Raw genomic sequence first — 11,717 nt, 5'->3', positions numbered from 1 at the left:
CTTTTTTTGAATTGTTTAAGTAACCTGTTAATATGTAATTGATGTTTTACTTTTTTATTCGTACTTGCATGGCATAATCATAAGGATCAAGTTGTGTAAATGATATTTTCAGGCTTTACAAATTTAAAACATTGATATTTTTTTACAAATATTTGTAATTAAAATCTTGCTTTAGTTACTGTAAAACTATAAAAGCTCCTTAATCTCTTTATTCTTAAATAGTTAAATTTTTATTAAAATTTGATTTGTTCATTGGAAATAAAAGAATACTTTTAATGATTAAAATATTGTACCGTCATATATTAACTATAAAAATCAGTTTATGAAGAAAAAAATACTTTTATTTTTACTATTTCATTTATTATTTGGGTTTACAGTAAGTTCAAAAAATTTAAAAGATCTTGTGAAATTACATGATGTGAATTTTGAGATACCTTCAAAAAAATTGATTTCTTCTGATACAATAAAAAAACATAAAAAAAAATCAAGGATTTCAAAAACTAAAGCTGTTTTGTCTCCGCCTTCTACAACTGCTGGTAGTTCTTGTGGTGATGGCGTTACTTTAATGCAGGTTAATGTTTATGCATTTGGGGCTAATGGTTCTGAAACTATTGAATGGTTTACTTCTCAAACATCAGTAGCTCCTATATACACTGGGACTGTTTACAGTCCAAGCATTAGTTCAACTAGAACGTATTATGTACGCAGTAGATCTGGAAGTGATATTAGTACACGTGTACCAGTGGTAGCATCAATTTATATAGCGCCTCCAGCAGTTACTTTGACAGCTTCTCCAGCAAATAATACAACAAGCCCTTTATGTTTAGGAACATCAGTTACTTTCACTGCTTCAGGAGGAGCTGATTTATTCGAATTCTCTGTTGATGGAGTTGTAATGCAGGGTATGTCAACAAGTAGAGTGTTTACAACTAATGCTTTAACTGATGGGCAAACAGTTAAAGTTAGAACAAGATACGCAGTTACTATGGATGGATCTATTACTGAGACATCATGGGGAACGGGAGCTTTAGAGGATAATTTTCTTTCTGCGCCTTTATCATCAAATGCTTCAACTGGATATGTCAATTCTTTAAAAATAAGTGCCTTAGAGGATAAGGTAGTTTTAGGTATAACGGGGAAAGTTTTAAATAATAGAAGTATTTTATTGTTTCTTGACACTAAGACTGGAGGGTTTAATATCTCAAATTATGGTGATGAAGCAAATTCAGATCCATTAGTCAGAGCTTTTAATATTTTTAATAATAATCCTAGTACATTTGATTCCTATTTTCAGGCGGATTATTGTTTAGTTATTACTACAGATGCGGCTGAAACTAATTATTATGCGAATGTTATTGAATTAAAAACAGGTGCTTCAGTTAAAACTTATTTAGGAAGTGCTGCTACAGGTATTCCTTCATCTGTGATGGGTGTTAATAAAAATAATAGTGGAATTAATGATTATAGTCTTGGTTTTGAAGTAGAAGTTTTAAAATCTCTAATTGGTTATACAACAGGAGATATTAAGTTTTTTGCATTGACTATGAATGATAAAGAAGATGGGAGTCAGTCGGTTACTAATTCATTTTTGAGTCCGGAAAGGAGTAGTAATTTAGATTATGGGATTGGTGCTATAGATTATAATTTGAAAGATCCAAATCCTGTTGTCGTTTCTTCAGCTGCATTAACACCTTGTTATTCAGAGGCAAATATTATAATGAATTTTGTTTCTATCCCAACAACGGCTAGTTTAACACAACCAACATGTGCTTTGCAAACCGGAACTATTGTAATTACAACACAACCTGGGGTAGAATATAGTTTAAACGGAAGCGTTTATCAAGATTCCAATGCGTTTTCAGGATTAGTTCCAGGAAATTATACCCTATATGTTAGAAATAAATTAGATAATACTTGTGTGCTTTCATCAGTAACTCCAGCTATTGTTAACCCAATTCCAAATCCTCCAGTAGCTCCAACTACAGCGAGTGTTACTCAACCTACCTGTGGAACACCTTCGGGAAGTATCTTAATAACAACACAAACAGGAGTTGAGTATAGTTTGAACGGTACAACGTATCAAGCTTCAAATAGTTTTACAGGATTAGCTCCGGGTAATTATACGTTGTATGTTAGAAATACAGTCGATAATACTTGTACAGCTTCATCTGGATCAGCAACAACAATTAATGCAATTCCAACTCCTCCAGTAGTTCCAACAACTGCAAGTGTTACCCAACCTACCTGTGGGACGCCATCAGGAAGTATCGTAATAACAACACAAACAGGAGTAGAGTATAGTTTGAACGGTACAACGTATCAAGCTTCAAATACTTTCAGTGGATTAGCTCCGGGGACTTATACATTGTATGCTAGAAATACAGCCGATAATACTTGTGTAACTCCATCTGGGTCTCAAATAACCATTAATACAATTCCAACTCCTCCGGTAGTTCCAACTACAGCGAGCGTTACTCAACCTACGTGTGTGACACCATCAGGAAGTATCGTAATAGCAACACAAACCGGGATAGAGTATAGTTTAAATGGGACAACGTATCAAGCTTCAAATACATTCAGCGGATTAGCTCCGGGTACTTATACTTTGTATGTTAGAAATACAGCCGACAATACTTGTGTATCTCCGTCTGGGTCTGCAATAACAATTAATGCAATTCCAATTTCTCCAGTAGTTCCAACTGCTAGCGTTGTACAACCTACCTGTGGGACGCCTTCGGGAAGTATCTTAATAACAACACAAACAGGAGTAGAGTATAGCTTGGATGGTACAACGTATCAAGCCTCAAATAGTTTTGCAGGCTTAGCTCCGGGGACTTATGCATTATATGTTAGAAATACAGCCGATAATACTTGTGTAACTTCCTCGGGGTCAGTAACAACAATTAATGCAATTCCAAACCCTCCTGTAGTTCCAACAACAGCGAGTATTATTCAACCTACGTGCGGGACACCATCAGGAAGTATCGTAATAACAACACAAACCGGGATAGAGTATAGTTTAAATGGGACAGCGTATCAAGCTTCAAATACATTCAGCGGATTAGCTCCGGGAACTTATACTTTGTATGTTAGAAATACAGCCGATAATACTTGTGTAACTTCATCAGGATCGACAATAACCATTAATACAATTCCAGCTCCTCCAGTACTTCCAACAACGGCAAGTGTTACTCAACCTACGTGTGGTACACCATCAGGAAGTATCGTAATAACTGCACAAATAGGAGTAGAGTATAGTTTGAATGGTACAAGCTATCAGGCTTCAAATACTTTCAGCGGATTAGTTCCAGGAGATTATACATTGTATGTTAGAAATACAGCCGATAATACTTGTGTAACTTCATCTGGGTCTGCAATAACAATTAATGCAATTCCAATTCCTCCACTAGTTCCAACTGCAAGCGTTGTTCAACCTACTTGCGGGACACCATCAGGAAGTATTACCATAACAACACAAACTGCAGTAGAGTACAGTTTGAATGGTACAACGTATCAGGCTTCAAATACGTTCACGGGATTAGCTCCGGGGTCTTATACATTATATGTTAGAAATACAGCCGATAATACTTGTATAACTTCATCAGGATCGGCAATAACCATTAATGCAATTCCAACTCCTCCGGTAGTTCCAACAACAGCAAGTGTCACTCAACCTACGTGTGGGGCACCATCAGGAAGTATCGTAATAACTACACAAACAGGAGTAGAGTATAGTTTAAATGGGACAACGTATCAAGCTTCAAATACATTCAGCGGATTAGCTCCGGGGACTACTTATACTTTGTATGTAAGAAGTCTTTCGGATACTACTTGTGTTACTTCTTCGGTATCAACAACAACAATTAATCCTATTCAAGTAGTGCTAGCACCAACAGTAGTTAGCGTAGTTCAGCCAACATGTGCTGTGCAATCCGGAAGTATTGTAATAACAACACAGCCTGGAGTAGAGTATAGTTTAAACGGTATAACGTATCGGGCTTCAAATACTTTCAATGCATTAGTTCCAGGTAATTACACCTTATATGTAAGAAATACAACTGACATCAGCTGTTTAAATTCATCTGCATCAGTTGTAATTATTAATCCTATTCCAACTCCTCCAGCAGTTCCAACAATGACTAGCGTGGTTCATCCAACATGTTCCGTACCATCCGGGACTATTGTAATAGCTGCTCAATCTGGAGTAGAGTATAGCTTGAATGGTACAACCTATCAAGCTTCAAATACACTTTCGGGATTAGCTCCAAATAATTACACATTGTATGTGAGGAATATTGCTGACAATACATGTTCAGTACAAAGTCTAACGAGTGTAACTGTTAATCCACTTCCTTTATTGCCGTCAATACCAACTTTGGTTCAAGTTACACAACCAACTTGTTTGGTGCCGTCAGGGAGTATTACAACTAGTACACAAGCAAACGTTCAATACAGTATAGGTAGTGGCTATCAAAACAGTAATGTCTTTAATAATTTGGCTCCTGGGAAATATATAATGAGTGTGCGATTTACAAATAGTATTGCGTGTATAACTCTAGGTTCTGAAATAACTATAAATGCTATTCCTCCACAAATTCAATTTGAAACTATAAGTGATTGTGAAAATAAAGAATATACTCTAACCGCAAATCCACTGTCAGGATCATATGATCCAAACAATGTGTCTTATCAATGGAAAAATAAAGATGGAAATTCAGTAGGAACTAATTCAAATGTCTTAAATGTAACTGATGTGATAGCATCAACTACAAGCGGACAAGTAGTGTTTCCAGTAACATATACGCTTACTGTAACTTCTACAAATACAGGTTGTGAAACATCAAGTGACGTAGTTGTTGAGTCTATTTATTGTAATATACAAAAAGGAATTTCTCCTGATGGGAACGGTTCAAATGACTTCTTTGATTTAAGATTGATGGATGTCAAAAAACTGGAAATATTTAATAGATATGGTATTAAGGTTTACAGCCAGACGAATTATACGGATCAATGGAAAGGTCAGTCAGACAAAGGAGAAGATCTTCCAAGCGCTACCTATTATTATGTGATAGAATCCAATAATGGAGAACCAAAAACAGGTTGGATTTATTTAATCAGAGAAAAACAGTAATTAATACATTTATTAGTCTGTAAATTTTCAAATAGACCAATAAACCGAAAAATAAATAGATATGAGCAAAAAAATATTGATGTCTCTTTTAATTCTTATTGCCTATATGGATGTAAAAGCGCAACAAGACCCACATTATACCCAATATATGTATAATATGAATGTTATTAATCCAGCCTATGCAGGTTCTAATGAGAGCATTTCTTTTGGTCTTTTATATAGAAAACAATGGGTAAATATTGAAGATTCACCGGCTACATTTACTTTTGCAGGTCATACTCCTGCGGGCAAGAATGTTGGTGTTGGTTTATCATTTATATCTGATAAGATAGGACCGGTAACAGAACAAAATGTATTTGGAGACTTCTCTTATACATTGAAATTAGGAGATACGCAAAGATTGGCCTTTGGTTTAAAAGCTGGAGTTTCTTTTCACAAAGTTGGACTCAGGGATATTCAATCCAGTTTGCCGGATCCTAATGAAGGTATTTTTGGAGAAGACATCAACGATACATCATTTAATTTAGGATCAGGATTGTTTTATTACACGGACAAATATTACGTGTCTTTTTCGATTCCAAATATGATTAAATCAGCTCATTTAGATTATAATGGACGTGAATATGGCTCAGATATATCTCACTATTTTTTAACAGCTGGTTATGTTTTTGATGTTAATTATGAATTGAAATTCAAGCCTTCATTAATGTTAAAATCGGCGTTTAATGTATCTCCATCCTTAGATGTTTCTGCCAATTTTTTATATCAAGAAAAATTTGAGATTGGAGTAACCTATAGATTGGAAGACAGTTTTGGAGGGATGATCAATTTTGCTATCACACCTGAATTAAGAATTGGGTATGCTTATGATCATATTATTTCAGATTTGAAAGTAACTTCCCCATCCTCACATGAATTCATATTGTTATATGATTTATTTGAATCGAAAAAAGTTTCACGTTCACCTAGATTTTTCTAAAATTTAATTTTTATAATTAATGAAAAAAAATACACTAATACTGTTTTTTGTGCTAGCAGGTTTCTCACTTTGCGCCCAAAATAAAGAGACTAAGAATGCAGATAAATTATTTGAAAGCTACGATTATGTTGAAGCTGCTGAAGGATATCTAGCCTTAGCTGAAAAAGGAAATGCAGATGCTTATGTAACTAAACATCTAGGTGATAGTTATTATTATATGCGCAATACCGTAGAAGCCGAAAAATGGTATGCCAAAGCGATACAAACAAAACAAGATTCGGAAACACATTTTAGATACGCTCAAATGTTAAAATCTAACGGGAAATACACGGAGTCTAATGCCCAAATGAAAATATTTTCCGCTTTAGTACCTGATGATCAGAGAGCCAAACAATTCAATAAAAATCCAAATTATCTTTCGGAGCTATTGAATAAAGAAAAGCTTTTTGTTGTAGACAAAATTTCAGTTAATTCTCAAAGATCTGATTTTGGGGCAAGTCTTTATGGAGATATACTTTATTTTGCAAGTGCCAGAAATGAAAGCAACAAAATATATGGTTGGAATAACGAACCCTTTTTAGATATTTATCAGTCTACTTATAATGCTGATGGGAGTTATTCAGAGCCAATTCCTGTAGCTGAATTAAATAGTAGGTTTCATGAAGGTCCGGTTACAATGACCAAAGACGGTAATGTTGTTTACTTTTCTAGTGAAAGCTTCAAAGATAAATTATTCGAGAAAGATAAAACACACAAGCTGAAGTTTGGTCAAGTGAATCTTTACAAAGCAGTTAAAGAAAATGGTAAATGGGGAGCCATTACTCCACTGCCATTCAACAGTAAAAGTTATTCTATGGGGAATCCATCCATAGACAAAGATGGGAAAGTGCTTTATTTTGCTTCCAATATGTCAGGTTCTGTCGGAGGAACTGATATTTGGAAAGTAGCGGTGAATAATGACGGAACATTTGGAACACCTGAAAATTTGGGAAATAAAATTAACACAGCCGGTGACGAGAATTTTCCTTTTGTAACTGAAGATGCTATTTTATATTTTTCTTCAAACGGCTTGACGGGTTTTGGAAGTTCAGATGTTTTTTCTGTAGATTTAAATAAAGATGGTGAACCGTATAACATTGGAAAACCTGTAAATACGGAGAAAGATGATTTTGCTTTTACATTTAATAAAGAAAAAAATATCGGGTATTTATCCAGTAATCGTAGTGGTATAGATCATATTTATAGTTCTATTCCAGTATGTAAAGGGCAAATTCTTAGTGTAGTAAAAAATGCTAAAACGGGAGAGCTTTTGGCTAATTCCAGAGTTGTTATTTTAGATGCAACGAAAACTGTTTTAGATACTCAAATGTCTAATATGAACGGCGAAGTTCTTTATAACGTAGAATGTCAAAAGCCATATACCATAGAAGTTTTTAAAGATGGTTATATTTCGAAATCTTTTCCGATAGCTAAAATTAATGAAGGAAAAGTTACTGTTGATGCAATAATTGATCCTATTGAAGTGATAGTTACTGACACAGAAATTATTTTGAATCCTATTTATTTCGAATACAACAAAAGCAATATAACTAAGAAAGGAGCTGCAGAGCTTGATAAATTGGTTTATGTAATGTCTCAAAATGATAAATTGAAAATTTATGTTAAGGCACATACTGATTCCAGAGGTACTGATGAATTTAACTTAGATCTTTCTGAGAGAAGAGCAAATTCTACTGTAGCATATATAGTTTCAAAAGGAATTAGTGCTGATAAAATAACAGGAAAAGGTTTTGGAGAATCAGAATTTAAAGTGGATTGTCAGGAAAACTGCACCGAAGAGGAACATGCCTTGAACAGACGATCTGAGTTTATGATCGTGAAATAATTTACTTAGATTGTAAATAATAAAAAACAGGATGCCGTTAAGCATCCTGTTTTTTGTTTAATATGATTTCTTTTAATTAACCGTGGATTGTTTCTTGTTTACCGTAGTTAGTGATAATAGAAGTTTCAAATTCTATCCATTCCTTCCAACGTTTATCTACATCTATATTATCAGCATATTTCCGCGCAAAACCCAAAAAAGTAGTGTAATGTCCCGCTTCAGAAATCATAAGGTCTCTGTAAAAAGTAGCCAGTTCCACATCTTTTATGTTTTCTGATAAAACTTTAAAGCGTTCACAACTTCTTGCTTCAATCATAGCTGAAAACAATAATCGGTCGCAAAGAGCATCTTTTCGGCTGCCGTCTTTTTTCATGAATTTAAAAAGTTCATTTACATAATGATCCTTTCTTTCTCTGCCTAAAGTCAACCCTTTGCTTTTTATTAAATTATGTACCAATTGCAAATGGTCTAATTCTTCTTTTGCAATGATTAACATTTCAGTTACTAATTCTTCTAATTCCGAATTGTAAGTGATTAAACTTATCGCATTTGAGGCTGCCTTTTGTTCACACCAAGCGTGATCTGTCAAGATTTCTTCTATATTCGATTCAACTATATTCACCCAACGCGGGTCTGTGGCTAATTTTAATCCTAACATGGTAATGAAATTTATTTGGTACAAAATTAGTGTTTTCTAATCTATTTTTGGTTCAAATGACGGTATTGAAGTCAAAATAGCATTATTTTGCAATTGAAATTTTATAATAGTATGAATCAAGTTCAAAAGCTTTTAATTATTGGTTTTGTTTGGCCGGAACCTAATTCGTCCGCAGCGGGAGGAAGGATGATGCAGCTGATTTCACTTTTTAAAGCGCAAGGTTTTAGCATTACGTTTGCCAGTCCTGCACAAAATAGTGATTTTATGGTTGATTTGGGCAAACACGGAGTTGATAAAAAATCAATAGCCCTTAATGATTTCAGTTTTGATGTTTATATAAAAGAGCTGAATCCCTCAGTTGTTCTGTTTGACCGTTTTATGATAGAAGAACAATTTGGTTGGCGCGTTGCCGAGAATTGTCCTGATGCGTTACGATTGTTAGATACTGAAGATTTGCATTGTTTGCGATTGGCTCGCCAGAAAGCATCCAAAGAAAACCGTTCCTTTGAGGCAACTGATTTGTTTGTTGAAGAGGTAGCAAAAAGGGAAATTGCCAGTATTTTGCGTTGTGATTTGTCTCTGATGATTTCTGAATTTGAAATGGAATTATTAGAATTTGTATTCAAAATAGATAAAGCCATATTGTATTATTTGCCTTTTTTATTGGAACCAATTGACGATGCCGAAGTACAGGAACTACCTTCTTTTGAAGATCGGAAAGACTTTATTTTTATCGGTAATTTTCTTCATGAGCCCAATTGGAATGCCGTTCAGTATTTAAAAGAAACGATTTGGCCATTAATTAAGACACAATCGCCAAAAGCTGTTTTGAACATTTATGGTGCTTATCCTTCACAAAAAGTAATGCAATTACACAATAGTAAAGATGGTTTTTTAATAATGGGACGTGCAATTGATGCCCAAGAGGTAGTCAAAAAAGCACGAGTTGTTTTAGCTCCTTTGCGTTTTGGAGCTGGTATCAAAGGAAAATTATTGGAAGCCATGCAATGCGGAACGCCAAGTGTTACGACTTCTATCGGTTCTGAATCTATGCATGGTGATTTGCCTTGGAATGGTTTTATTACGGATGTTGTAACTGATTTTGCCGAAGAAGCAGTACGATTGTATCAAGACAAAAGAATTTGGGGTAAAGCCCAACAAAATGGAATTGAGATAATCAATCAACGATATGCTAAACGTTTATTCGAGAGTGACTTTAGAACTGAAATAGCATTTTTACGCTCTAATTTACAGCAACATCGACTGAATAATTTTATGGGCGCCATGTTACAACATCATACTTTAAAAAGCACCAAATATATGTCTCGTTGGATTGAGGAGAAGAATAAATAAAAAATCCCGTCAAGTTTTATAAACAAGACGGGATTACTATTTTAAAAACCGAGTTATTACGCAAGCATCGTAACTGGGTTTTCTATAAATTGTTTCAATGTTTGTAAAAATTGAGCCCCAGTTGCGCCATCAATTGTTCTATGGTCACAAGCTAAAGATAACATCATCGTATTTCCTACTACAATCTGACCATTTTTTACAACCGGTTTTTCTACAATAGCTCCTACGGATAGAATAGCAGAATTAGGTTGATTGATAATAGAGTTGAATTCTGTAATTCCAAACATTCCAAGGTTAGAAACTGTAAAAGTACTTCCTTCCATCTCTGTAGGCAATAATTTTTTGTTTTTAGCTCTTCCTGCAAGATCTCTAACGCTTCCACCAATTTGAGATAAACTCATAGCATCTGTAAAACGTAATACAGGAACCACTAATCCGTCTTCAACCGCTACAGCAACTCCAATATTCACATGATGGTTGATAAGAATTGAATCTTCTCTCCATTGAGAATTTATTTTAGGATGTTTTTTCAAAGCCATTGCGCAAGCCTTTATTACCATATCGTTGAATGATACTTTTGTATCCGGAACGCTGTTAATAATAGCTCTTGATTTCATTGCCTCATCCATAGTTACTTCTATTACTAAGTTGTAATGTGGTGCAGTGAATAAAGATTCTGCTAAGCGTTTTGCGATGATTTTTCGCATTTGCGAATTCTTTATTTCTTCTGTGAAAACTTCTCCTGCCGGAACAAATGGTTTTGCAGCAGCTACAGTTTCTGTTTTTGCTGGTGCTGAAGTTGTCGGCGCTGGAGTAGCAGCAGTTTGTGGTGTGAAATTTTCGATATCGCTTTTCACAATACGTCCGTTTTCACCAGAACCTTTTACTTGTGTTAGCTGAATTCCTTTGTCACTAGCAATTTTCTTTGCTAATGGCGAAGCCAAAATTCTTTGCCCGTCAGTTGATGGTTCTTGAACAGTTGGTTCTGTAGCTTTTTCTGTTGGAGCAACTTCTTTTTCTTCTGCTACTGCAGGAGCTACTTGTGGCGCTCCGCCAGTTTTATAGTTTTCAGCAATTCCGCTAATATCGGTTCCTGCAGGTCCAATGATTGCCAAAAGGCTATCAACGGGTGCAGTATTGCCTTCTTGGATTCCTACGTATAATAAAGTTCCTTCGTTGAAAGATTCGAATTCCATTGTTGCTTTGTCTGTTTCGATTTCGGCAAGAATGTCTCCTTCGGCAACTGCATCACCTACTTTTTTCAACCAAGTAGCAACAGTTCCTTCAGTCATGGTGTCGCTTAAACGAGGCATGGTGATAACTACAACTCCTTTTGGTAATGAAGCTGTTGCAGGTGCTGCAGCTTTTGTAACTTCGGGAGTAGTTGCTGTTTCTTCAGTAACTTTTATTTCTTCTTTAGCTGGAGCTGCATCAGCTGGTTTTCCTGCTAGTAATGCCGAAATATCCTCGCCTTCTTTTCCTATAATTGCTAATAAAGAGTCAACCGGTGCAGTTTCACCTGCAGGGATTCCTATGTGTAAAAGTGTTCCTTCGTTGAAAGACTCAAATTCCATTGTTGCTTTGTCAGTTTCAATTTCTGCAAGGATATCACCTTCACTTACTTTATCACCTACTTTTTTTAGCCAAGTCGCTACCGTTCCTTCCGTCATCGTATCGCTCAAACGAGGCATTGTAATTATTGTTGCCATAA

The 11,717-nt window shown here is 35.2% G+C and carries 6 protein-coding genes; 4 read left to right on the top strand and 2 right to left on the bottom strand.

Annotated elements, in window-relative coordinates; all coding sequences use genetic code 11:
* Nucleotides 1–322 precede the first annotated feature (322 nt).
* The 3 genes from E0H99_RS12695 (at nt 323) to E0H99_RS12685 (ending at nt 7,995) form a co-directional block, all read left to right on the top strand.
* Nucleotides 323–5,131 carry a gliding motility-associated C-terminal domain-containing protein gene (locus tag E0H99_RS12695; protein WP_131996078.1) on the top strand — a complete coding sequence of 1,603 codons (4,809 nt, stop codon included), beginning with the start codon at nt 323–325 and terminating at the stop codon, nt 5,129–5,131.
* A 61-nt stretch (nt 5,132–5,192) separates the two neighbouring features.
* A complete protein-coding gene (locus E0H99_RS12690; protein WP_131996075.1) occupies nt 5,193–6,110 on the top strand; it encodes a type IX secretion system membrane protein PorP/SprF in 918 nt (305 codons plus the stop codon).
* A gap of 19 nt (nt 6,111–6,129) precedes the next feature.
* On the top strand, nt 6,130–7,995 hold the full coding sequence (locus tag E0H99_RS12685) for an OmpA family protein (RefSeq protein WP_131996072.1): 1,866 nt from the start codon (nt 6,130–6,132) through the stop codon (nt 7,993–7,995).
* Between the two features lie 76 nt (nt 7,996–8,071).
* Here E0H99_RS12685 and E0H99_RS12680 read toward each other — a convergent pair whose 3' ends face one another.
* Complete coding sequence (locus E0H99_RS12680; RefSeq protein WP_131996069.1) at nt 8,072–8,653, bottom strand: tRNA-(ms[2]io[6]A)-hydroxylase; 582 nt, start codon at nt 8,651–8,653, stop codon at nt 8,072–8,074.
* A gap of 111 nt (nt 8,654–8,764) precedes the next feature.
* Here E0H99_RS12680 and E0H99_RS12675 point away from each other — a divergent pair, with 111 nt between their 5' ends.
* Nucleotides 8,765–10,006, top strand: coding sequence for a glycosyltransferase (locus E0H99_RS12675; protein ID WP_131996066.1), 1,242 nt, complete (start codon nt 8,765–8,767; stop codon nt 10,004–10,006).
* A 56-nt stretch (nt 10,007–10,062) separates the two neighbouring features.
* Here E0H99_RS12675 and E0H99_RS12670 read toward each other — a convergent pair whose 3' ends face one another.
* A complete protein-coding gene (locus E0H99_RS12670) occupies nt 10,063–11,715 on the bottom strand; it encodes a pyruvate dehydrogenase complex dihydrolipoamide acetyltransferase (RefSeq protein ID WP_131996063.1) in 1,653 nt (550 codons plus the stop codon).
* Between the last annotated feature and the right edge of the window lie 2 nt (nt 11,716–11,717).

Origin of the sequence: Flavobacterium sp. GT3P67, assembly GCF_004349155.1 — a bacterium.
Taxonomy (GTDB): Bacteria; Bacteroidota; Bacteroidia; order Flavobacteriales; family Flavobacteriaceae; genus Flavobacterium; species Flavobacterium ranwuense.
This window is presented reverse-complemented; position numbering and strand designations above follow the sequence as displayed.